Annotated in this window: 19 protein-coding genes and 1 pseudogene; 9 read left to right on the forward strand and 11 right to left on the reverse strand. The window is 68.7% G+C overall.

Features of this window, described 5'->3' with window-relative positions; all coding sequences use genetic code 11:
* From ACP95_RS01430 to ACP95_RS01440, 3 genes are all read left to right on the forward strand, one after another.
* On the forward strand, positions 1-966 hold a 966-nt coding region (locus tag ACP95_RS01430), incomplete at its 5' end, for a SipW-dependent-type signal peptide-containing protein (RefSeq protein ID WP_237560373.1).
* 107 nt (positions 967-1,073) lie between these two features.
* Positions 1,074-2,516: a vWA domain-containing protein gene (locus ACP95_RS01435; RefSeq protein ID WP_049979504.1), complete on the forward strand. Its 1,443-nt coding sequence runs from the start codon at positions 1,074-1,076 to the stop codon at positions 2,514-2,516.
* A gap of 80 nt (positions 2,517-2,596) precedes the next feature.
* Positions 2,597-3,784, forward strand: coding sequence for a SipW-dependent-type signal peptide-containing protein (locus tag ACP95_RS01440; RefSeq protein ID WP_049979505.1), 1,188 nt, complete (start codon positions 2,597-2,599; stop codon positions 3,782-3,784).
* A gap of 41 nt (positions 3,785-3,825) precedes the next feature.
* On the opposite strand, the gene ACP95_RS01445 is transcribed toward ACP95_RS01440, so the two are convergent.
* The 4 genes from ACP95_RS01445 to ACP95_RS01460 form a co-directional block, all read right to left on the reverse strand.
* Positions 3,826-4,419, reverse strand: a complete 594-nt coding sequence (locus ACP95_RS01445; RefSeq protein WP_049979506.1) for a hypothetical protein — start codon at positions 4,417-4,419, stop codon at positions 3,826-3,828.
* A 21-nt stretch (positions 4,420-4,440) separates the two neighbouring features.
* Positions 4,441-6,117: a b(o/a)3-type cytochrome-c oxidase subunit 1 gene (locus ACP95_RS01450; protein WP_049979519.1), complete on the reverse strand. Its 1,677-nt coding sequence runs from the start codon at positions 6,115-6,117 to the stop codon at positions 4,441-4,443.
* Between the two features lie 80 nt (positions 6,118-6,197).
* On the reverse strand, positions 6,198-6,719 hold the full coding sequence (locus tag ACP95_RS01455) for a cytochrome c oxidase subunit II (RefSeq protein WP_049979507.1): 522 nt from the start codon (positions 6,717-6,719) through the stop codon (positions 6,198-6,200).
* A gap of 2 nt (positions 6,720-6,721) precedes the next feature.
* Positions 6,722-7,936 (reverse strand): halocyanin domain-containing protein, encoded by a 1,215-nt coding sequence (locus ACP95_RS01460; protein ID WP_049979508.1) that lies wholly within the window; start codon positions 7,934-7,936, stop codon positions 6,722-6,724.
* Between the two features lie 100 nt (positions 7,937-8,036).
* Here ACP95_RS01460 and ACP95_RS01465 point away from each other — a divergent pair, with 100 nt between their 5' ends.
* Genes ACP95_RS01465 through ACP95_RS01475 form a run of 3 tightly spaced genes read left to right on the forward strand, consistent with a single transcriptional unit; the run spans position 8,037 to position 11,463 of the window.
* Positions 8,037-8,219 carry a hypothetical protein gene (locus ACP95_RS01465; RefSeq protein ID WP_049979509.1) on the forward strand — a complete coding sequence of 61 codons (183 nt, stop codon included), beginning with the start codon at positions 8,037-8,039 and terminating at the stop codon, positions 8,217-8,219.
* 53 nt (positions 8,220-8,272) lie between these two features.
* Positions 8,273-10,783, forward strand: a complete 2,511-nt coding sequence (locus ACP95_RS01470; protein ID WP_082224525.1) for a heavy metal translocating P-type ATPase — start codon at positions 8,273-8,275, stop codon at positions 10,781-10,783.
* Positions 10,780-11,463: a DUF7546 family protein gene (locus ACP95_RS01475; protein ID WP_154018413.1), complete on the forward strand. Its 684-nt coding sequence runs from the start codon at positions 10,780-10,782 to the stop codon at positions 11,461-11,463. The genes ACP95_RS01470 and ACP95_RS01475 overlap by 4 nt, the downstream gene beginning before the upstream one ends.
* Here ACP95_RS01475 and ACP95_RS01480 read toward each other — a convergent pair.
* Together ACP95_RS01480 and ACP95_RS01485 are read right to left on the reverse strand one after the other, a co-directional pair.
* The gene (locus ACP95_RS01480) at positions 11,448-11,729 is read right to left on the reverse strand and encodes a DUF7526 family protein (protein WP_049979511.1); all 282 of its coding nucleotides are present in this window, start codon (positions 11,727-11,729) and stop codon (positions 11,448-11,450) included. The two genes, ACP95_RS01475 and ACP95_RS01480, sit on opposite strands and share 16 nt — an antisense overlap.
* Before the next feature lie 78 nt (positions 11,730-11,807).
* On the reverse strand, positions 11,808-12,995 hold the full coding sequence (locus ACP95_RS01485) for an ABC transporter permease (RefSeq protein WP_049979512.1): 1,188 nt from the start codon (positions 12,993-12,995) through the stop codon (positions 11,808-11,810).
* A gap of 142 nt (positions 12,996-13,137) precedes the next feature.
* Here ACP95_RS01485 and ACP95_RS01490 point away from each other — a divergent pair, with 142 nt between their 5' ends.
* Positions 13,138-14,115: an ABC transporter permease subunit gene (locus ACP95_RS01490; protein WP_049979513.1), complete on the forward strand. Its 978-nt coding sequence runs from the start codon at positions 13,138-13,140 to the stop codon at positions 14,113-14,115.
* Here ACP95_RS01490 and ACP95_RS01495 read toward each other — a convergent pair.
* On the reverse strand, positions 14,112-15,293 hold the full coding sequence (locus ACP95_RS01495; RefSeq protein WP_049979514.1) for an ABC transporter permease: 1,182 nt from the start codon (positions 15,291-15,293) through the stop codon (positions 14,112-14,114). The genes ACP95_RS01490 and ACP95_RS01495 overlap by 4 nt on opposite strands.
* Positions 15,294-15,437: 144 nt before the next feature.
* Here ACP95_RS01495 and ACP95_RS01500 point away from each other — a divergent pair, with 144 nt between their 5' ends.
* Positions 15,438-16,412, forward strand: coding sequence for an ABC transporter permease subunit (locus ACP95_RS01500; protein WP_049979515.1), 975 nt, complete (start codon positions 15,438-15,440; stop codon positions 16,410-16,412).
* On the opposite strand, the gene ACP95_RS01505 is transcribed toward ACP95_RS01500, so the two are convergent.
* Positions 16,413-17,738, reverse strand: a complete 1,326-nt coding sequence (locus ACP95_RS01505) for a PrsW family intramembrane metalloprotease (RefSeq protein WP_154018414.1) — start codon at positions 17,736-17,738, stop codon at positions 16,413-16,415.
* Between the two features lie 94 nt (positions 17,739-17,832).
* On the opposite strand from ACP95_RS01505, the gene dph5 reads away from it, so the two are divergent.
* Positions 17,833-18,639, forward strand: a complete 807-nt coding sequence (gene dph5, locus ACP95_RS01510) for a diphthine synthase (RefSeq protein ID WP_049979516.1) — start codon at positions 17,833-17,835, stop codon at positions 18,637-18,639.
* 6 nt (positions 18,640-18,645) lie between these two features.
* Here the strand turns inward: dph5 and artA are convergent.
* The 3 genes and pseudogenes from artA to ACP95_RS01525 all read right to left on the reverse strand — a co-directional run bounded on the left by artA (position 18,646) and on the right by ACP95_RS01525 (position 23,436).
* Positions 18,646-19,691: pseudogene (gene artA / locus ACP95_RS01515) on the reverse strand (archaeosortase A).
* A gap of 146 nt (positions 19,692-19,837) precedes the next feature.
* Positions 19,838-22,354: a DUF7827 domain-containing protein gene (locus ACP95_RS01520; RefSeq protein ID WP_082224527.1), complete on the reverse strand. Its 2,517-nt coding sequence runs from the start codon at positions 22,352-22,354 to the stop codon at positions 19,838-19,840.
* A 329-nt stretch (positions 22,355-22,683) separates the two neighbouring features.
* Positions 22,684-23,436, reverse strand: a complete 753-nt coding sequence (locus tag ACP95_RS01525; RefSeq protein WP_049979518.1) for a VOC family protein — start codon at positions 23,434-23,436, stop codon at positions 22,684-22,686.
* Between the last annotated feature and the right edge of the window lie 254 nt (positions 23,437-23,690).

Genomic DNA, 23,690 nt, shown 5'->3' on the forward strand with positions numbered 1-23,690 from the left:
GGCATCGGCGCCGGCGCCGCCCTCGGCGGCACCGGGACGATGGCGTTCCTGAACGACACCGAGAGCACGAGCGCGTCGATCACCGCCGGCGAGCTCGACCTGAAGCTCGACTGGAAGACGTACTACAACGGTGAGGAACTCGACAGCGAGGAGAACCCGGACTCGGTCCAAATCGAACCGACCGACGTCGACGGCCGACAGATCCTGAAACTGGAGGACGTCAAGCCCGGCGACGAGTTTTGCATCTCCACCAGCATCCACGTCACGGACAACCCCGCGTGGGTCTGGTTCGGCGGCGAGGTGACGAGCGATTCGGAGAATGGGATGAACGATCCAGAGTCGGATGCGGAGGATCTCGACACCGACGGGGGCGAACTAGACGACCTGATGGAGGTCCAGACGTTCTACGACGACACCCTCGACTGCGAGTACAACGGCGACACGGAAGAGGCCGTCAACAAGTGGCGGAAGGTGTCCGACTGGATGGAGGGGATCTCGAACCTGAACAACTGTGGTGTGCTCCTCGACGGCGTGCGTAACGAAATGATCGACGTCCGCGAGGACGGTCAATCCGAGCCCTACTACCCGGCAGACGAGAGTCAGACGGTCCACCTCTCGCCGTTCTTCCCGACCGAGGACGGCCTCGTCGATGCCATCGAGGAGTGGTGGGGCGGGACCCCGCCGAGCGGTCTCACGACCGGGCAGTACGGGACCCAGCACTTCGTACTCCAGTTCCGCCTGCCGACGGACGTGGGGAACGAGGTGCAGGGCGACTCCTTCGAGCTCTCGATGAACTACTACGCCGAGCAGGCGCGCCACAACGGCTTCCCGATGAGCCCGTGGTGTGACGAACTCCCCGAGTTCTCCGTCGACCTCGTGCCGGGCGTCGACTCCGAGATCACCGGTCCCGGGTTCACCGGCGACGGCGACGAGGAATACTACATCAAGGGAGTCACCTCGCCGTGATCGGTCGCACTGGCGCATAGGCGAACAACTATTTCCCCCACGTCCGGTGACCGCGCGGCGGTTCGACTCCGCCGGTGGGCGTTCCCCTCGACGGGGAGTGACAGACGATGGCAGACGAGAGATTCGACCTGACGCGACGCAAAGCCCTCGCCAGTCTCGGCGGCATCGGCGCCGGCGCCGCCCTCGGCGGCACCGGGACGATGGCGTTCCTCAACGACAGCGAATCGGTCGAGGGGAACACGATGACCGCGGGGACGCTCGACCTCAAACTCGACTGGCAGCAACAGTACTACGGGTCGAGTGGCTCCTGGGAGTACGTCAACGCGCACCCGGACCACGACGGCGACGGCGAGCAGTCCATCGAGATCGAGGGCGAGACGTACGAGTACAGCGACGACGACCGCAACATCGTCGACCAGCTGACGTGTGAGAACCTCACGGAGGAGTACGACTACAACGGCCAGGAGTCGCTGATCGAACTCGACGACGTGAAACCCGGCGACGAGGGCGAGATCACGTTCAGCCTCCACCTCTGTGACAACCCGGGGTACGTCTGGCTCACCGCCGACAACTTCACCCAGAGCGGCGGCGAGACGACGGATCCCGAGGAGTCCGAGGGCGCGGACGACGGCGAACTCGCCGAGAACACCCACGTCGAGATCTGGTACGACGAGGACTGCGACAACGAACTCGACCGCTCCGGCGAGGAGGGACAGGAGCTCGAGGTCGCGCTCGTCAGCGACGTCTCCGGCTCGATGGACGACAGCATCGGCGACCTCAAGAGCGCGGCGACGGGGTTCGTCGACAACCTCTCCAGCCCCGACGAGGGCGCCGCGATCTCGTTCAGCAGCGACGCGAGCCTCGATCAGGAGCTGACGACGGACTACCAGTCGATCAAGGACGCCATCGACGCCTACGACGCCGGCGGCGGGACGAACATGGCCGCCGGTATCGACACCGCGCGCGACGAACTGATCAACGGAACCAACGCGACGGCCGGTGCGAACAAGGTGATGATCCTGCTGAGCGACGGCGAGCCGAACTCGGAGTCGGCCGCCGAGGCGGCGGCAACCGCCGCGAAGGACGACGGCATCCGCCTGTTCACGATCGCGCTCGGCAGCGCCGACACGAGCTTCCTCGAGGGGATCGCGTCGTCGTCGGACGACGCGTACGTGGCGCCGGACCCAGCGGACCTCGACGGCGTGTACGCCGAGATCGCGCAGGTCGTCATCGCCGGGGAGCAGGTGATCCTCGGTAAGGGCGACGGCGAGCACGACGACCACGTCACGCTCGCGGAGGCGATGGACATAATCGACCGAAACGGCGGGATGGTGCCGCTCGACGGCGACGGCGACATGCCGTACGGTGCCGGCGACACCTCCGAGGAGCGGGACTGCTTCGAGGCGGGCACCGGCCACTGCATCGGCATGCGGTGGTGGGTCCCGGAGGACGTCGGCAACGTCATCCAGGGCGACGAGATGGCGTTCGATCTGGGGTTCTACGCCGAGCAGTGCCGCCACAACGACGGCGCACGCACGAACTCCGCCTGAGGAACCCTGACCCACGTCCGGTGACCGCGCGGCGGTTCGACTCCGCCGGTGGGTCTTCCCCGTGAGGGGGAGTGACCACGATGACAGACGACGAACCCAACTTGACCCGACGGAAGGCGCTCGCGGGGCTCGGCGGCATCGGCGCCGGCGCGGCGCTCGGCGGCACTGGAACGATGGCGTTCCTCAACGACGCCGAAACGACCGGCGGAACCGTGACCGCCGGCGAACTGAACCTCAAGATCGACTGGGAGGAGCACTACAACGGCGAGCTGATCGAGGAGCAGCCGCTGACCGACAACCCCGGGCCGATCTTCGAACTCGGCGACGTGAAGCCCGGCGACCACGGCGAGGCGACGATCAGCCTCCACGTGTACGACAACCCGGCGTGGGTGCACATGGCTGGCGAGCTCACGCGGAACGCCGAGAACGGCGTCAACGAGCCCGAGAGCGAGGCCGCGGGCGAGGACGACCCGCAGGGCGAGGACAGCGGCGACGACTGGAGCGGCGAGCTCGCCGACGAGATCCTCGTCGACGTCTGGTACGACGGCAGCGACGCCGACGCGGACGGGGAGGGCGGCGACAACGTGTTCGGCTCCGACGAGATCCCCATCGCGAGCGGCACCCTCCGGGACGTGATGGCCGAACTCGAGGACGGGCGCCTGATCAGGAACCAGGCCCCTGTCGGCGCCGCCGTCGGCGCGGCCAGCACCACCCAGAACGGGACGGTCGCGTGTTCGACGAGCGAGGACTGGAAGATCGACGACACGCCCGAGGTCGGTGACACGACGCCGAACGGCGAGGTCGAGATCACGGGCGTCGACACCGAGGACGGCGAGGTCGTCGGCGTCGAGTGGGAGACCACCGGCGACGCCGAGCTCTGCCTCGTCGCGGTGAAGGGCGGGCCGTCGACGGCGACGTACCAGTACGACTGCGCCACTACCGGCGGCGTCGACTACGCGCCCGAGAACACGGGCAACCAGAACCGGACGTACTACGAGGTCAGTCACGTCCAGTTCTACTACTGCGAAAACGGCGACGAGGACAACGGTGGCAACGGGGACGACGACAACGGTGACAACGGCGACGACGACAACGGCCACCACGACGACTGCTGGCCGAACTCGACGACCCAGTACATCGGGTTCTCCTGGGAGCTCCCCTTCGAGGTCGGCAACGAGATCCAGAGCGACGAGGTGCAGTTCGACCTCTCGTTCCACGCCCAGCAGTGCCGGCACAACGACGACCCGGCGAACCCCTACGCCGAGTAGCCGATCCCGTAGGGGTTCGCAGAAGGAGGTGCGACGAGCCGCTACCCGACGATCGGCGGCCGCTCGACCGCAACGTACCCCTCGAACACGCGCTCCCCGTCCCGGAGCGCCACGACCTCGACGGCGTCCGGCATCGAGTCCTCGGGGATCTCCCACGCCGCGGTCACCGTCCCCGAGCTGTCGGGCTCGACCGAGCCCGTGCTCGAGACGCCGTCGACGGTCGTCCCGTCGCGCAGGCGGACGTGTCGGGTGCGGAGCGAGACCGTCGCGTCGGTGTCGTTCTCCACCTCGACGCCGAAGACGTACGTCCGGGACGACTCCGACTCGCGGATCTCGGAGGTGGTGATCGTCTCCGTCGCCGCAGTCTCGGGCAGCAGTTCGTCGCCGACGCCGACCGCGTCGGGGCGGTCCGTCGGCGTCGCCGTCCCCGTCTCGGTCGGCTCGTCGCCACTGAGTAGTTCGTCGTCGATGATGTTGGCGAACGTCAGCACCTCGAGGACGATGGGGATCCCGAAGGCGATCAGGGCGATCCAGCGGATCAGCCGCCGGCGGTCGATCTCGTCGTCGTCGTCCGGCGGGCCCGTCGGCTCCTCGGCGTCTGTCGATGCGTCAGTATCCGGTGGTGAGTCACTCATAGGGGACGGGAGGGAGGATCGCTACTCGGGGAACGGGACCGAGCCGGGCGACAGCAGCCCGTCGGCGACCATGTCGTACAGCGGGATCCCGTACGCGAGCAGCACCAGCATGATCGCGATCGCGGTCCAGAGCTTCAGGTTGTCGAGCACGCGCGGCGACTCCTCGGGCCCCGACAGCGGCTCCGGGATCGTGCCGTTGACCCGGAGCCGGCTGTTGGGCTTGCCGAGCGCCCACGTGCCGAACATCACGGCGAGGAACATCACCGCGCCGACGAACAGCAGCGTGCCGCCGATCGCGATCTGGAGCCGCATCTCGCCGACCGTCCCGACGACGGCGTCGAAGCTGACCATGTCGTACTGCGGTTCGGCGGTGCGCCGGGGGATCCCCGCGAGCCCGCCGCGGTGCATCGCGTTCGACATCAGCACCATGCCGACGAACCAGACGAACGGCTGGACCGCCGCCAGCCCGCGGAACTGCAGGCGCTTCCCCGTGAGCTGGGGCACCAGCCAGTAGGCGATCGCCATCAGCGTCAGCGCGTACGCCGTCCCCACGGTGAGGTGGAAGTGGCCCGGGACCCAGAGCGTGTTGTGGATGAGGTAGTTGATGTTCATCCCGGCGTTGATCATGCCGGAGAAGCCGCCGGCGGCGAACATGATCCCCGCGAGCGCGATGCCGGAGAACTCCGGTCGCTCCCACGGGAGGTCCTTCAGCCACGCCAGCCGGCCCGTCGAGCCCTGCTGGCGGGCGCCGTGTTCCATGCTCGCGACGACGGTGAACAGCGTCAGCAGCGACGGCAACAGCAGGAACATCGTGTTGGTCATCGCCACCAGCTTGTAGCCCGAGGCGATCCCGGGATCGGTGTACTGGTGGTGGAACCCGACCGGCGTCGACAGCAGCAGGAACAGCACGAACGTCACCCGCGCGAGCGGGTCACTGAACAGCCGCCCGCCCGACAGCTTCGGCAGCACGGTGTACCAGACGACGTACGCCGGCAGCAGCCAGAAGTAGACGACCGGGTGGCCGAAGTACCAGAACAGCGTCCGGGTCAGCAGCGGGTCGACCTGGCTGATGAGGCCGAGCGACCACGGGATGAGGAAGAACACCACCTCGATCGCCACGCCCGCCGAGGAGAGGTACCACATCAGCATCGTGGTCATCACCATGAACGACTGCAGCGGGATGCGGGCGTCGGGGTTGTGCGAGCGCCACTCGCGGTACTGGAGGAACCAGTCGAGACCGGCGCCCCAGGAGCCGACGATCAGCAGCGCGGCGCCGACGTAGAACAGCGGGTGGGCCTCCAGCGGCGCGTAGAACGTGTACAGCACGTCCGCGCTCGCCGGGATCCAGTCGAACAGCCCCGCGACGATCGTCCCCGCGGCGAGCAGGGTGCCGATCGACATCGTCCAGAGCCAGCCCTGGGTGAGCCGCCGACTCGTCGGCGACACGCCGAGGCTGCGGGTGTTCGCCCAGTGGAACAGCCCCGCGATCCCGAACGTGGTGAACACCAGCGCCAGCAGCACGCCGTGGCCCGTCAGGATCGTGTAGTAGTCCGCGGAGGAGATGATCCGCAGCGTGTTCGTCCGGTGGAGCGCCTGGATCAGCCCGAACAGTGCGCCGACGCCGAAGGCGGCGAAGGCGATCCAGAGGCAGATTCGGGCGGTCCGGGCCGCCTCCGGGAACCGGTCGACGAACGCCAGCCGGCGACGCGTGCCGTCCTCGGTTTCGACGAACTCCTGTTCGGTCTCGAAGCCTGTCTCGCTGCCGTGTTCAGTAGCCATCAGTTCTCACCTCCCTCGAACTCCGACTGCTCGACGACGACGACCTGTCCCTCCATCGTGTGGTGGCCGTCGCCGCAGTACTCGTGGCAGACGATGCCGTGCTCGCCCGTCTCCTCGAACGTGACGGAGAACTCCGCGACCTGCCCGGGGATCACCATCGTGTTGACGTTCGTCCCCGCGAGGTTGAACCCGTGGGTCACGTCGGGCGACGTGACGTGGAACGATATCTCCTCGCCGGCCGGAACCCGGATCGGCTCCGAGGTGCCGGGCTGGAAGAAGTACTGCCGTGCGACCACGTACACGTCGACGCCGTCCTCGGTGTCGTACACGCCGGGCTCGCGGAAGTTGTCTGCCTGCTCGTACTCCCCGTCGGCGATGACCGAGGGCTCGACGGTACCGCCGCTGTCGTCGACCATCGCGATTCCGGGACCGACCGCGCCGTAGATGATGGTCCCGATGAACGCGACGATCAGGACGAGCGATGCGCCGAACCAGAGTCTCTCGAATCGATGTACGTGCATAGTTAGCCAGTGATCGTGGGGCCGCCGATGAACTCGACGAAGTACATGAACACCCACAGTAGCGCGATCAGAGCGAAGTAGCCCGCGACCAGTGCCGCCGTGCCGAGGGGGTCGTACTCCCCGCCGATCTCCTCGACGGGCTCCTGCTCGACTGCCTCGGTGGACTGCTCGCCGACGTACGCCTGCTCGCTCGTCGCGTGGTCGCGGTAGGCCGCGTAGGACTCGGCGCCGAGCACCGTGGTCACCGCGACCCCGAGGCTGCCGCCGATCACGAGCGCGAACCAGCCGATGAAGTCGGAGGGGAGGGGGATCAGCCCGCCGCCCGTCTCCCCCTCGGCCGGCGTCGCCTCGGTCTCGTCGCCGCCGTCGCCGCCGCCGCTGATGTCGCCGACGACGATGGCGCCCTTCATGCCCAGCGACTCGTGGGGGATACAGACGTACTTGTACACGCCCTCCTCCTCGAACGTGTGGCTGAACGTGTGGCCGGCCTCCGAGACGAGCTCTGACTCGAAGGAGCCGTCCTCGGCGACGACGTTGTGTGAGCCGCCGTCACCGGTCCACTCCCAGACCACTGTCGTCCCCGGGTCGATCCGGACCGCCGGCGGGCCGAACCCGTACGGCTGCCCGCCGTTGTCGACGCCGACCCCGACGCTCACCTCGTCGTTCCCGCGCTCGTCGACGGTGCCGTCGTAGTTGTCGACGTCGTCGAACCAGCCGTCGTAGTTCGGCTCGGAGACGCCGCCGCCCCCGCCGCCGCCGCCGACGACGATGGCGCCCTTCATCCCCAGCGCCTCGTGGGGGACACAGACGTACTTGAACGTCCCCTCGCTCTCGAACGTGTGGCTGAACGTGTGGCCGGCCTCCCCGACGAGCTCGGACTCGAAGGAGCCGTCCTCCGCGACGACGTTGTGCGAGCCGCCCTCGCCGGTCCACTCCCAGACGACGGTCGCGCCCGGGTCGATCCTCACCGCCGCCGGGCCGAACCCGTACGGCTGGCCGCCGTTGTCGACGCCGACCTCGACGGTCACCTCTGACTGTCCCGTGCGGTCGACGACGCCGTCGTAGTTGTCGACGCCGTCGAACCACCCGTCGAACTCGCCCGACTGCGCAGCCGCAGGCGCAGTCGCGCCGAGGAGCGCCCCCGTCGCGACCGTGCCGCCGGCGGCGAGGAGCCGTCGCCGTGTCGGCCGTGGCTGTCTGTCCCTGTTCGGTGCCATGGGGCGGCCTTATCCCCCAACCCATTAACCGATCCCGGCAGTTCCCACAGGGTAGGAATCGGCACAGGGGAGTAGGTACCCCAGCACCTACCGACGCCCAATGTCCGCACGAACACTGATCGCCATCGGCCTCGCGTCGCTGATCCCGGTCTGGGTGTACGCACTCGGCGTCAGCGGCGGCGTCGTCGTCGGCCTCGCGTCGACGATCTGTGTGCTCCTGACTCTGGCGGCGCTGTACATGATGTTCGGCCCCCACGAGACGCCCGACGCCAGCGGCGTCTGAGCGATGTGCCGACGCGGTCGCGCCAGCACAGTCCGGCCGGAGGTGGTGACGGCGTGAGCGACGACTGCACGCTCTGCGGGCTCGCGACGCCGCCGACCCCGGTGACCGACGAGGCGATCGACGGCGAGTTCTGCTGCCGCGGCTGTCTCGAGGTCGCCCGGAGTCTGGACGACCCGGCGGCGGTCGACGCCGAGGACGCCCGCGAGTCGGTCCGCGAGGCCGGGGCGTCGATCCCCGACGACGCCGAGACTGCCTACCTCCAGGTCGACGGGATGCACTGCGCGAGCTGCGAGGCGTTCCTCGAGAGCCGGGCGGCCACCAGCGACGGCGTCGCCGCGGCGGACGCGAACTTCCCCGCGGACGCGATGCGCCTGCACTACGACCCAGACGCGACCGACCCGAGCGCTGTCGCCGACGCGGTCTCGGGCGTCGGCTACCGCGCCGAGCCGACCGGCGAGGAGGGGGGCCCCGGCGACGACGACGGCACTGTCGGCCGCCTGCTCGTCGGCGGCTTCTTCGGGATGATGGCGATGCTGTGGTACGTCCTCTTCCTCTACCCGGTCTACTTCGGCCTGCCGCCGGACGCGCTGCTGTTCGACCTCGGCGACGGCGCCGGCCGGTTCCTGCTCGCGAACGTCTGGCTCTCGGCGACAGTCGTGCTGGGGTACACCGGCGCCCCGCTCCTGCGCGGCGCGTACGTCGCCGTCAGAACGCGCCAGCCCAATATGGACCTCCTCGTCGCGCTCGCAGCGACGACGGCGTACCTGTACAGCGCGCTCGCGGTCGCCGCCGGCCGGATCGAGGTGTACTTCGACGTGACGATCGTCGTCATCATGGCCGTCACCGTCGGGAGCTACTACGAGGAGCGGATCAAACAGCGCGCGGTCGGCGAGCTCACCGACCTCACGCGCGACCGCGTCTCGGAGGCCCGCGTCCGCAGGGGCGACGGAACCGAGACCGTCCCCGTGGAAGCCGTCGACGGCGGCGAGGAGCTGGTCGTCCGCGCGGGCGAGCGCGTCCCCGTCGACGGCGAGGTGCTCGAGGGCACCGCCGCCGTCGACGAGTCGCTCGTCACCGGCGAGTCGCTACCAGTTCGCCGCAGGGAGGGTGACGAGGTACGGGGCGGGACGGTCGTCTCGGACGGTCGCCTCGTGATCCAGGCCAACGACGGCGCCGAGCGGACGCTCGACCGCGTGGTGTCGCTGCTCTGGGACGTGCGCGGCGAGGGAGCACCCCAGCGCCTGGCCGACGCGCTAGCGACGGTGTTCGTCCCGCTGGTGCTCGTTCTGGGCGTCGTCGCCTTCGGCACCCACCTGTTCCTCGGCGCCTCGCTCACCGAGGCGCTGCTGACGGGACTGGCGGTGCTGGTGGTCTCCTGTCCCTGCGCGCTGGGGCTGGCGACGCCGCTGGCGATCGCCGCGGGCACGCGCTCGCTGCTTGAGGACGGCGTCGTGTTGACCGACGGGAGCGCCGTCGAGACCGCGCGACAGGTCGACGTGGTCGCGCTGGACAAGACCGGCACGCTCACGACCGGCGAGATGGCGCTACACGCTGTCGAGACCGCCGCAGATACGGACCGCGAGACGGTGCTGGGCCACGCCGCGGCCGTCGAGGCGCGCTCGGACCACCCCGTCGCCGCCGCGATCGTCGATGCGGCCGACGACGCCGACACCGCGGTCGGCCCGGACTCGACGGTGACGGGGTACGAGACCCACCCCGGCCGCGGCGTCGCCGGCCGGGTGGCGGGCGGGTCGCGGGTCACCGTCGGCGACGAGTCGCTGTTCGACGACGCCACGGTCCCCGACGAGCTCCGCGAGCGCTACGCCGACGCCGAGGACGCGGGCCAGCTCGCCGCCTACGTCGGCTGGGACGACCGCGTCCGTGGGGTGCTCGTCGCCGGCGACGACCCGCGGCCCGGCTGGCGCGAGGCGGTCGACCAGTTGAGCGAGAACCGCCGCGTCGTCGTCCTCACGGGCGACCAGGGTCCCGCGGCCGATCGCTTCCGCGACGTGCCGAGCATCGACGAGGTGTACGCCGGTCTCCCCCCGGCGGGCAAGACCGAGACCGTCCGGCGGCTCGGCGCCGAGGGCACCGTCGCGATGGTCGGCGACGGGAGCAACGACGCGCCCGCGCTGGCAGCCGCTGACCTCGGGATCGCCGTCGCCTCCGGCACCGAACTCGCCGCCGACGCCGCGGACGCGGTGCTCGTGGGGCGGGACCTCTCGGCGGTCGACCGCGCGCTCGACACGCTTTCGGACACGCGCCGGCGCGTCCGCGAGAACCTCGCCTGGGCGTTCCTCTACAACGCGGTCGCCGTGCCCGCGGCCGTGCTGGGCGTCATCACGCCGCTGATCGCCGCCGTCGCGATGGCGGCGTCGAGCCTGCTCGTCGTCGGCAACACGACCCGACCGCTCGGGCCCGACGCGGGGACCGACGACGAACCCGCCTCGGCCGCCGAACCCCTGCAACCAGCACGGGACGCGGTCGCCGACGGCGGCGCCGAACTCGACGAGGACGGCACGGTCGACGACGACGACGCGAGCGCGGGAGGTGAGTGCACGTGAGCCGCACCGTCAGCGCGCCGGCGTGGTCGATCCCCGCGCCGCTGCGGACGGCGGTGCTGGCACTGGGTGTCCAGTCGGCGCTGGCGCTGGTCTATCTCCTGGTCACCGACGCCGGGCTGACGGCGCCGACGATGCTCGCGGTGCCGTTCGTCTGGATCACCGTCGCCGTCGTCGCCGTCCGCCACGCCGACCGGCCGGCTGTCGGGCGAACCAGTCGCCGGATCGCCGGCGGGGTCGGCGCCGCCTACGCGCTCGGTCTCGCGTGGCTGACGGGCACGGTCGCCCCGGCGATGAACCCCGGGCGGAGTGCCGACCTCCTGCTGCTCCCACCCGGCTGGGGGCCGCTGCTGCGCTACAGCGGCTCGGAGGTCGCGCTGACGCTGATCCCCTACCGGGTGGTCGGCGTCGTCGCGCTGGGGTATCTGGTCTCGCTGGCGGTCCGAGACGTGGTCGACGAGGGGCTGTCCGCGGGGCTCGGCGGGCTGGTGGCGCTGGGGTCGTGTGCGAGCTGTGCGCTCCCGCTGGTCGCCAGCGCCGCGGGAGCGATCGGCGGCGCGGGGCTGGGCGTCGGCGCGACGCCGACGGTCGGCGGTGGGACCTACCTTCTCGGCACCGCGGCGTTCGTGCTGGCCGCGTGGCTGCTGGCCGCGCGGCCGCTCCAGCGTTACACCTGGCGGTAGACGCCGGTCATCGTCGTCTCCTCGACGGTCAGGCTCACGGTGTCGCCCTCGCCGGCGCCCTCGCGGGCGACGATCGTCACCGGCTCGATCGGCTTCCGTCTCAGCATCGCCCACGCGAGCTCGAAGATCGACGGGTGGCCGCCGCGCCGGCAGACCAGCACGTGGCCCCCCTCGGCCAGCGACTGGAGCTCCGGGTCGAGATCGTGCTCGCCCAGTTCGCCCGGCGGGATCGCGTACAGCACTTCACCTTCGATACGCTCGGTCACAGGCGTCAGAGGGCCCGGAGTCGAAAGGCGGTGTCGGTCGCGGGCGTCGACGACGCCGCGCGGCGCCGTCGCCACGGCTCAGTCGTTCCGTGGTTCCAGCGCGTCGACCATCGCGTCGCCGACGACGTTGAACGCGAACACCGTCACGGAGAGGAGCAGCAGGGGGACGCCCGCGAGCCACCACGCGGCTGGCAGGCCGACGGTGAACAGCGAGCTGTAGATCAGCTGTCCCCACGAGAAGTTCGAGGGGTCGCCGAGCGTCGTCGTCCCGGTCGACGCGGGGATCTGGATGAACGCGATGCTGGCCTCGACCAGGATGAACAGCGGGATCTGGAGCGTGACGTTCGAGAGCACCGACGGCAGGACGTTCGGGAGGAGGTGACGACCCAGCAGTCGGCGGTCGCCGACGCCGCCGAGGCGGGCGGCCTGGGCGTACTGCTCGGTCTGTCGCACCCGGAGCTCGTCGCGCACTAGGCGGGCGAGCCCGCCCCAGCCCACGAGGCCGAGGGCGCCGATCAGGATGCGTAGCCGTCCCTCGACGATCCAGTAGAACAGCACGAAGTAGATCAGCACGGCGGGGAACGACTGGAGCTGTTCGGCCAGCCACATCAGCGCCGCCTCGACCCGGCCGCCGAACCGGACCGCCGCGACGCCGACGCCGACGCCCGCGGGAACGACCAGCGTCGCGGCGCCGAGCGCGACGCTCAGGCTCGTCCGCGTCGCCAGGATCAGCAGCGCGATCAGGTCCTTCCCGCCGATCGCGGTCGTGCCGAGGGGGAACTGCCACGTGCCGTGACACTGTCCGTCGACGACCTCGCCCGCACAGGAGGGGACGTACATTGTGTCGATACTCCCCCATACGGGTGGCTGCGAGGAGTAGAGCACGTTCACCTCGGGCTCGCTCGCGACGAGCGGGCCGAACAGGCCGACGCCGACGAACGCGGTCAGGAACGCGAGACACGCGACGGCGACGGGGTCGGTCCGGAACTGGCCCCAGTAGTGGGCGAGCTGGTCGGGCGCGTACAGCAGCGCCGCGAGCGCCAGCGAGCCGAACGTGTACAAACCGACCACGAGCAGCCAGTCGAGGCCGTCCATCGCGATCGGGAGCCCGTCGGTCGAGAGGTAGTCGTAGCCGAAGGCGGCGAGGACGAGGGCGCCGCCGACCGGGAGCCAGCGAGGGATCGCCGGCACACCGGCCTCGGCGTCGAGCTCGTCCCAATCGACGGTCGCGAATCGCCCGGCGTCTGGAGGTGAGGGGTCGCTCATTGCGGGGGGACAGCCCGACCACCGGTGAGCAAGAACTAATAGATTGTGTCTGTGTGTCATTATCGACTCGCGATGGCGCTCCCTCCACCCACGTCGACGACACCGAGTACGGTCCCCGACCGACGACGATGGATCGACCCGTATGCGTAGCCTGCTGCTCGCGCTCGGCCGTCGGGTCGGCCGCGTGGCCGTGACGCTGTGGGTCGTGTTCACCGGCGTGTTCCTCGCGCTGGCGTACGTGCCGAACCCCCACACCGCGACGGTCGCCTACGAGCCCCGGCTGTTCCTCGGAATCCACCGCGAGCCGCGGTTCGCGGCCCAGTCGGAGCCGCTCTCCGCGCAGTACGTCGACTGGCTGGTCCGGGTGGTGACGCTCGACCTGGGCCGGGTCGGCGTCGGCGACGAGGCCGTCGTCGTGCGCGAAGTCGTCGCCGAGGCGGTGACGGTCACGCTGATCCACCTCGTGCCCGCGACGCTGCTCGCGATCGTTCTGGGGACGCTGCTCCAGCTGCTGGCTGTCGCTGTCGAGTACGGCGACGCCAGCGCGAAGACGAAGCTGGTGGGCGCGGCCGCCATCTCGATCCCGGTGTTCCTGGTCGCGTACGTGCTGCAGATCTACCTCCCGGGGTTCGTGATCGAGACCTCGGGGCAGATCACCGACCTGGGGTACGACGAGTCCACGGGCCCGTTCTCGCGGGCGAACCTCGAGGCGGCGGTGTGGCCGAGCGTGACGATGGGGCTGTACCTGTTCGCGATGCAGCTGCGGGCGGCCGGGACGGATCTCGAGCAGTACGCGGGCGAGGCGTTCGTGAAGACCGCCCGGGCGAAAGGCGTCGGGCTGCTGGGTATCTGCCGGCACGTGTTCCCCCACTCCGCGGCCCGCCTGCTGACCGTTCTCAGCTCCGAGATGCTGGGGATGGTGCTCGTGGGGCTGTACGCCGTGGAGTGGGTGACGAAGACGCCCGGGTTCGGCGCGATGACCATCGACGCCGCGGGGAGCCGCGGGCCGGGGCTGATCTTCGCCGCGGTGTTGCTCCCCGTGCTGGTGGTCACCGTCGTCAACACGGCCCGGGAGACGTACTACTCGCTGTTCGACCCCCGGGTCGAGACGGGCGGTTAGTCGCCGCGGGGCTCGAGCGCGTCGACCATCGCGTCGCCGACGACGTTGAACGCGAACACCGTCAGGAACAGCAGCGCGAGCGGGAAGCCGGCGAGCCACCAGGCCGCGGGCGCGCCGACGGAGAACAGCGCGTTGTAGATCTGCTCGCCCCAGGAGTAGTTCGTCGGGTCGCCGAGCGTCGTCGAGCCGCTGGCGAGCCCGATGACGATGAACGACACCGACGCCTCGATGAGCACGAACAGCGGCACCTGCAGGGTGACGTTGGTGAGCACCGAGGGCGCGATGTTGGGGAGCAGGTGGCGCCCGAGCATCCGCCGGTCGTCGACGCCGCCGAGCTCGGCGGCCTGGACGTACTGCTCGCTGCGCCGGACCCGGATCTCGTTCCTGACGAGGCGGGCCAGCCCGCCCCAGCTGACGAAGCCGATCACGGCGATCAGCAGCCGGAGCCGGCCCTCGACCATCCACCAGAACAGCAGGAAGTAGATCAGGATAGCGGGGAACGTCTGGAGTTGTTCGGCCAGCCACATCAGCACCGTCTCCACCCGGCCGCCGATTCGCTCGGCGACGACGCCGACGCCGACGCCCGTCGGGACGACGATCGCCGCGGCGCCGAGCACCACGCTGAGGCTCGTTCTGGTGCCCAACACCAGCAGCGTCACCACGTCCTTCCCCGCGATCGCGTTGGTGCCGAGCGGGAACGCCCACGTCCCTTGACACCGGCCGCCCACGACGGGGCCGTAACAGCGCGGGACGTACATGGGGTCGATGCTGCCCCACACGGGGGGCTGGGAGGAGTAGAGGATGTGGAGCCACGGGTCGTTGTAGAGGAACGGGCCGAACAGCCCGATGAGGAAGAAGAAGCCGAGGTAGCAGAGGCTGGCGAGCGCGAGGCGGTCCTGTCGGAACTGTGCCCAGTAGGTGGCGAGCTGGTCGGGGTTCTGTGAGGCCGGAACCAGCACCAGCGAGCCCAGCACGAACAGGCCCGCGATCAACAGCCAGTCGAGTCCAGTGATCTCGAGGGGGAGCCCCTCGGCGCCGAGGTAGTCGTAGGCGAAGGCGGTGACCAGGAGTATCGCCGTCGCCGGCAGCCAGCGGGGTAACCCCACCGTGGCGTCCTCGGGCTCGTACTCGCTCCAGTCGACAGTCTCGAACCGCTGGGTGGAGGGCTCGTCGCTCATCGGGGCGCTAACAGTTCGTGGTGAGCCGACACGACTAATAGCTTGGGTGATTGCCACACGGAACACGGATGCCCCGTAGCCAGCGAGGAGCCCTCCCGAACGTAGATCGCGCCGCGGTCGACCGTCGGCGCCAGCCCAGCGACGATGGATAGCGCGCTCACGCTCGTCCGTCGGGCGGGGCGGGCGGCGCTGTCGATGGGTATCGCCTTCGTCGTCGCCTTCCTGGCGATGGCGTTCACGAACAACCCCAACGCCACGCCGATGGGGTACGTCCCGCGGTCGTTCGTCACGACGTACTCGGAGCCGCGCTTCGCCGCCCAGGCCGAGCCGCTGCTGTCGCAGTTCCTCGAGTGGTCGGTCCGCCTGCTCACGCTCGATCTGGGCCGCATCGAGACGAACGACGGGATGGTCTCGGTGACCGCGCTGGTGGCCGAGTCGATCGTCGTGACGCTCGTCTACCTCGTTCCGGCGGTGATCATCGCCATCGTCGGCGGGACGACGATTCAGCTGCTCGCCGTCGCCGTCGAGCGCCGCGACCTCACGAAGAAGACGACGCTGCTCGGCGCGGCCGCCGTTGCGACCCCCGTGTTCCTGTTCGCCTACCTGGTCCACATCTACCTCCCGGTGTTCGTGTTCCGGCTGGCCGGGCGGATCGTCGACCTGGGGTACGGCTCGACCAAGGGGCCCTTCGCGCCGCGGAACCTCCGGGCGGCGCTGTGGCCGTTCCTCACGATGACGTTCTACCTGTTCGCGATCCAGCTGCGGGCGGCCGGGACGGATCTGGAGCAGTACGCGGGCGAGCCATTCGTCAAGACCGCCCGCGCAAAGGGGGTGAGCCTGCTGGGCATCTGTCGGCACGTGTTCCCCCACTCCGCCGCCCGGCTGCTGACGGTGCTCTCCTCGGAGATGCTCGGCATCGTGCTGGTCGGGCTGTACGCGGTGGAGTGGGTCACCCGGACGCCCGGCTTCGGGACGCTCACGATCGACGCCGTCGGGAGCCGCTTCCCCGGCCTCATCTTCGCCGTCGTGCTGCTACCGGTGGGGCTCGTGGTGACGGTGAACTTCCTCCAGGACACCTACTACGAGCTGTTCGACCCGCGGGTCGACCGCGCCGAGTAGTCAGCGCTCGGGGTCGTCGCGGTTCTCGTCCCGGGCGTCGCTGGATTCGTCGACTGCATCGCGGGTGTCGGCGGCCCCGTCGTCCGCCTCTTGGACTCTATCAGGGGCATCGTCGTCCTCGTCGCCCACATCGTCGATTCCATCGTCGGCATCGTCGTCTTCGGAACCCACGTCGTCGACTCCACCCTCGGCATCGTCGCCCTCGCCGCCCGCGTCCCCGTCGTCCTCGGGGTCGGTCCCGCCCGGCGCGTCCCAGACGGGGCCGGGATCTGCGCTCTCGGTCGCGTCGGCGTCGTCGGACTGAGTTGCGTCCGGGTCGTCGCTCCGTGCCGCCTCGGTAGTCTCCCTCGCCTGCGAACCGGCCTCGGTGCTCTGAGCCTCCCCGTCGAGGGCGGCGTAGTTGTCGCGGTAGCGCCCCAGCTTCCGGTAGAGCAGGTAGAAGAACGTGCCGTCGAAGGCGACGACGAACAGCAGGTACCACCAGTTCGGCGGCGAGAACAGCGCCGGGACGTAGGTGACCGTCGTGTTGTAGGCGCCGTGGAGCAGCGCGGCGATCAGCAGCCCCTTCACCACGATCGGGCCGCGGTTCTCGCGGTTGAACTTCGCCAGTCCGAGGTAGTAGCCCGCCCACGCCGAGTAGATGACGTGGCCCGGGCCCGCGAGCGCCCGCGAGGTCGCCGTGCCGATCGCGGCGCCGACCGCCTGGGTCGCGCCGGCCTCCTGTGCCCGCAGGAACCCCTGGACGACGTAGAGGGTGTTCTCGATGGTCGCGAAGCCGAGGCCGGCGACGGCGCCGTACACCGCGCCGTCGATCACGGCGTCGAACTCCGGCCGCCGGAACGCGTGGAGCCTGATCGCGAGCCACTTCACCGCCTCCTCGACCGGCGCGACGACGAGGAAGAAGAACAGCCCCATCCCCACCAGCGGGATCGCCTGGAACGTCCCCTGGAGCACCGTGTTCGCCGTCGCCGCGAAGCTCGCGAACAGCACCGAGAGCACGAACGTCACCGCCAGCGTGTCCAGCGGCTCCTTCTCGACTACGTCCTGCCGCCAGACGAACGCGACGAGCACCAGCGCCGGGATCGCCGACAGCAGCGCGACGACGCCGACGGTCGGGTTCCGACTCGCCAGCCAGACGACGCCGCCGACCTGCAGCAGGAACACGAACGCCGCGAGCAGGACGACCGATAGCCGCGCCGCCCCCGAGAGCGCGCCGTGGAGCCGGACTGCCGTCCGGTCGAGGAGGGTCCGTGGCTCCCACGTCGCGATGTCGTAGAGGTCACGCCCCTCGGACGCGGCCGCCTCGACTGGGTCTGTGTCGCTCATACTCCCCCTGAAACCCCGAGCCACGTATTCCTTGCCGCTGTGTCATTCGACCGTCGATGGACACCGCTTTGGGTCGCCCGGCCCAGCTTCGACTATGCTCACCTTCATCGGACTGGGGCTCTACGACGAGCGCTCGATCACCGTTGAGGGCCGCGAGGCGCTCGCGGACGCCGATCGCGCGTTCGCGGAGTTCTACACCAGCCGCCTCGTCGGCGCCAGCCTCGAGGAGCTGGAGGCGTTCCACGACACCGAGATCGAGGTGCGGGACCGCGCGGGCGTCGAGCGCGACCCGGAACCGATCCTCGACGCCGCCGAGGACGACCACGTCGCCTTCCTCACCGCGGGGGACACGATGATCTCGACCACCCACGTGGATCTGCGCCTGCGCGCCCACGAGCGCGGGATCGAGACCCGCGTGATCCACGGCGTCTCCGCCCAGTCGGCCGCCGCGGGGCTGACCGGGCTGCAGAACTACCGGTTCGGGAAAGCGACGACGCTGCCGTTCCCGGGCGCCCACGGCGGCGGCGACGTGCCCGACAGCGTGATCGAGACGATCGAGGCCAACCGCGAGCGCGACCTGCACACGCTGGTGTACCTCGACATCAAGGTCGACGACCCCACGGCCGACGCCGCGGGACTCGGCGCCGACGAGCGCTACATGACCGGCGATTACGCGGCCGAACTGCTCGCGGCAAACTGGCAGGACGAACTCGGCGTCGTCGTCGCCCGCGCGGGCAGTCCTGGGCCGGTCGTGGCTGCGGACCGCCTCTCCGAACTCGCGACGCGGGAGTTCGGCGGGCCGCTGCACCTGCTCGTGGTGCCCGCGGAGCCCCACCACCTCGAAGCCGAGGCGCTCGAAGCACTGGGTGGAGCGCCGGCGGAGCTACTGGACGAGAAGTAGTCGCGGTCAGTCGTCGCTCGGCTCCTGGAGCTGGGAGGCGGCCTGACTTCGCGGGAGGTCGAGCGTGGTCGAGAGGTCGTACTCCTCGTTGGTCACCATGTACAGCACGTCCTCGATGATCGTCAGGATCTCCGGCAGCTCCCGGACCACGAGGTAGGTGACGCCGACGAGCGCGACGACCGCGAGCAGCTGGCTGATGATGCGGTCGGAGACATACCACGAGACGCGGTAGGGGTCCGTGCCGCCGAACATCGCCAGCACGAGGTCGGGGTAGACGTGGAGGAGCTGCTGGCCGAAGGCGATCCCGATGAACGTGGTCCGGACGAGGTTCAGCCCGTAGATGATCGGGACGGCGACGCTCAGCGCGCGGAGCTTCCGGCGCAGCGGCGCGCGGACGGCGGCGATCAGGCCCGCGAAGATGGCGATGCTCCCCAGCCCCGTACACGCGAGCACGACGGAGAACTGGAGGATCTGCCCGTCGCTCGCGACGAACTCGTACGTGTTCTGGTACCCCTGGGGCCCGGTGATGAGCTCGGGGTGGGCGCCGAAGAGGTCCATCAGCCAGCCGGTCTGGGTGGTGACGACCTCGATCAGCACCCGCCGCGGCGCGGGGATTCGCAGCCCGGCGATCTCGAGGGCCGGGATCGTCTCGAAGGGAGGTAGATCAGCCCCATGATCGCCGTCGAGCGGGAGAGCAGGAACAGCGTGTCGCGGCCCTGCCAGAGCAGGTAGCCCGCGTAGAGGCTGGCGGGTACGGCGATCAGCGCGAGCACGCCCTCGACGTAGCTCTTGTGGACGAACGCGAAGTGGGGGAACAGCAGCAGCCAGAACAGCGCGAACAGCGCCCAGGCACCGGTGGAGACGCGCCGAGCGTACTCGAGGCGACGCCGTCCGGCGCCGACGACGGCCGCGAGCGACCCGTCGGCTGCGTCCTCCCGACGGGCGGTGAGCTCCAGCGCCGCGCCGAGGACGAACGCGCCGATGACGACCCACGCGAGCACGTCGGTCACGTCCAGCAGCCACGGCGGGACAGCGTCAGCGATACCGGCCATACTGAATCGAGACGGTCCGCGGGTAAATCCCTTACCGTTACCTCGGCGACGCGGAGCCGTCGCTACTCGGTGTAGCGTTCGAAAGAAGTGAAAATGGAGTACCGGCGCGAAGCCGGTGATCAGCTACTGAGAGTCGCGAGAGTCAGTTACTCTCGGCGACCGGCCAGCAGCGCCGCGGCGAGGAGTGCGACCAGTGCGACAGCGACGCCGAAGCCGGGCGTCGTCGTCGTGGTGGTGTCGTCCTCGGGCGTCTCAGTCGGCTCGTCCGTTTCCGGAGCGTCGGTCTCCGTCGGTTCGGGCGTCGCCGTCTCAGTCGGCTCGGGCGTCGCCGTCTCCGTCGGTTCCGGCGTCGCCGTAGCCGTCGGCGTCGCCTCAGTCGTGCTCTCGACGACCATACCGTCAGCGGAGAGCGCATCCGCGGGCGAGGTGCCCGAGGAGCTCACCGTGAAGGTGTCGTTCGTCGACTGCTCGCTGAAGTCGAACGTGGCGGTCCACGTGCCGTCCTCGGTCACGGTCGCGGGCGCGGTCTTGAAGAACCGCGGATCCGTGTCACCGGAGGACCGGAGACGGACCGTGAACTCGGTACCCGGCGCGAGCGTGGACGTGCCGGTCACGTTCTGGCCGGAGTCAGCAGCGACCTCGACAGGCGTGGTGTCGAGCGCGACGCTCGGCGCCACAACCTCGAAGTCGTGGTAGACGTTCTGCGCGTCACCACCCTGGAGCAGGCGGTCGTCCTGCACCGAGGCGGTCACGTTGAACTCGTCACCAGCCGCGAGGCTGATGTCGCTACCGTCGCGCTCGAAGTCAGCGTTCGACGGCTTGAACGCGATGTAGTAGGTGCTGTTGTCAGCGTCACTGATCGTCGTGAACTCCGTGTTCTCGACGTTCAGCGTCTTGGGCTCGCGGTTGGACGTCGGGTTGGTCTGCTCAACCGTCAGGCCGAGAGAGCCGTTGTTGATCGCAGCCGAGACGTTGCCCTGAGCCTCGATAACGCCCTCGAGGCCCGAGGCGCTCAGCTGAACGACCATGTAGTCCGACCCAACGAACGTCTCGTCCGTGGTGACGGAGTTCAGGAGCTCGTCACTGTCGGTGCTGGACGGAGCCGTCCACAGCTCGATGCTGTCGGTGGAGCGCTCCGCGATGTAGAGGGAGCCCAGGTCGTCCGGGCTGTCCTCAGTGTTCGCAACGTTGCTGGTGGAGACCGCAGTCTGGTAGTCGCCACCCTCGAGGATGGAACTCAGGTCGGTCTCGTTGTCGAGAGTAGCCGTGTCCTCACTGTCAGCGGCCTGGACGACAGTCCAGTTGGCGCTGTCGCCAGCCGTGTAGGTGTTGAACTCGACCGTCACTTCACCGTCGTCGTTACCGTCGACAACGGAGATGTTCGCCTGGTAACCGTCACTGTCCTCCTCGCCGACGAGGAGGGTGCCGCTGGACGCGGCGCCGCTGAATTCGACGGTGACCTCAGCAACGTCACCCTGCGGGACTTCGACCGTAGCGTTGGCGAGGGAGGCCTCACCTTCGCCAACGTCGTTGACTGTAACCGTTGCGGAGTCCGAGACGCCGGTGTCGCTCACCGTCGAGGTGACGGTGTAGTTACCGGCGGACGCGCCGTCGAAGTCAACGCTGAACGTGTCCTCGGCGGAGCCGGGGACGACGACCTCGTCGACACCGTCACCGTCAGCGTCTTCGACCGTACCAGCGCCACCCAGGAGGCTCTGGAGAGTGTCCGCCTCGACAGCGTCACCCTCGTAAGTTGCCTCGAGGACGTGCTCGTACGACGCACGGTTGGAGTCGGCGTTGAAGTTGACAGTAGTGGAGTCGCCACCGTTGTCAACCGAGTCAGCGCCGAAGTCGACCGTAAGGTCCTGCTCAGCGAGCTCGAAGCCGTAGTCCTCGCCTTCACCGTCCGTGATGTAGTAGTCGCCAGTCTCCTCACCGCTGGTACTGAACGTCACGAAGCCGTCGTCGTTGACGTTCTTCTGAGCGATGAGCGTGGATCCCGAGCTGGTCTCCTGGCGAAGCTCGACGGCAGTGCCGGCAGCATAGTCGTCGGAACCGACGACCTGGCCAGCCCAGACGAGCGAGTTGTTGTTGGTGTTGTTGACGATCACGTCAGCAGCGGACGTGTCCATGCCGGTGTTCGTCACCGTAATGGCATTAGAGAACGTGGCGGAATCGTCCGCATTACCGCTGTCACTTACGTCAACCGACACGTCGTAGTCGGTGTCACCGTCAACGTTGGGGTGGGTAAGGTCGAAGTTAGCGACCACTTCGATGTCCACAGCACTGTTACTGTCCGGACTGATGTCGAAAGTGATCGTCGAACCATCTACCACCTCAGGACTGCCAGTCACCGAAATCTCGCCACTGCCACTACGGTTGTTGACAGTGACCGAGTTCGGGGAAATAGCCCCGTCATACTCGCTCGGTAGCGAGATTTCGATTGTATCTGTGTTACCATCCGCACTCACATTGTCGACGTCGAACGTCAACTCGTGAGTAACGTCCTCACCTTCGTCTACGGTCGAATTAGTGAGGTCGACCAGAGTTGTATTGTTAGCCGCAGCAGCGGTCCCGGCGAACGCAACGGTGCCAGCGAAGACGCTGAACACCATCAGCGCAGCCAGAACGATGCTGCGGATCTTGTCTGAGTTGTCTGTCATTGTGTGTTAGGGTTCTGCACTGCAATCGGCGGCGCCAACTTCCACGCCGAAGTGAACGGCGATACTCGTTGTTGCCACCATGGGTAGGGGTGTCTGAAACATACGCACCTCGTTATAAATGTCTTGTGGGTATCCAAGTGGCGTGTTACACCGTCACAACCCCATGAACGGCCGCGAGAGCGTTCCTCGCCCCACACCCGGGTTAAGTGTCTTCTGCCGGTCCACCCCCTCCTTTATCCGTGTCGTCGGCAGAGCCGGGTGTCGACGCCGATGCAGCGCTCGCACGCGTGGCCACGTGCAAAGAACCAAAGATAGGTAACGAGCGACCGCTACTCCGTCACGACTTCGACTTCGTGCCCGTCGAACGTCTTCGTGAACGCGTAGTTGTAGTCACACGACTCCGGATCGCGGTAGTCCTCGGCCTCGCGGGTCATCAGCGTGCCCCAGAACTCCTCGAGGTCCTCGCACTCCACCGCGAGGTGCCCCCAGGCGTCGCCGAGGTCGTACGTGCGCCCGTCGTAGTTGTACGTGAGCTCGACGGACATCGCCTCCTCGGCGGCGTCCTCGGGGGCGAGGAAGTAGTTCGCGAACGTGTCGGCCTCCCAGCGCCCGGTCGTCTCGTAGCCCATCTTCCGGGTCCACCAGCCGAGGGAGGCGTCGGCGTCCTCGACGCGGATCATCGTGTGGTCGATGCTCCAGCGGGCGCCGTGGTCGCGCTCGACGATCTCGATCTCGTGGCCGTCGGGGTCCTTAACGAACGCGTAGCCGGGGTTGTCCTCCGGCCGGCGGTAATCCTCGACGCCCTCGTCCATCAGCTCGTAGTACGCCTCGTTCACGTCCTCGACGCGGACGGCGATGTGGCCCCAGGCGTCGCCCATGTCGTAGGAGCGCCCGTCGTGGTTGTAGGTGAGCTCCAGCAGCGCGCCGTCGTCGTGCACGTCCTCGGGCCCGAGGAACACGTTGGTGAAGGTGTCGGCCTCCCAGCGACCCTTCTCCTCGTAGTCGAGGTGGGTGGTGTACCACTCCAGCGACTCGTCCAGGTCCTCTACCCGCATCATCACGTGATCCAGCGTGTGACTCATACGGTCAGTACTGGTGTCCTGAGGGCGAAAAGGCTACCGAAGACGGTGATTCCGTGGCGTGGTTGGCACCTGTGAGGGCGTCGACGTCGTGTCGACGTGGCGTCGACGAGGGTCGGGCACTCGCCGTGGTTGAGTGGACACAGTCACGGCATGGGTTCCGTCGCGGGGGCACAGAGGTCGCCGCAGGTCTCTCGCCGTGGTTGAGTGGACACAGTCACGGCATCGAGCTTCGTGCCGTCGACATGGCGTCGACG

It is taken from the genome of Halolamina rubra, from assembly GCF_000739555.1.
In the GTDB taxonomy this organism is placed as follows: Archaea; Halobacteriota; Halobacteria; order Halobacteriales; family Haloferacaceae; genus Halolamina; species Halolamina rubra.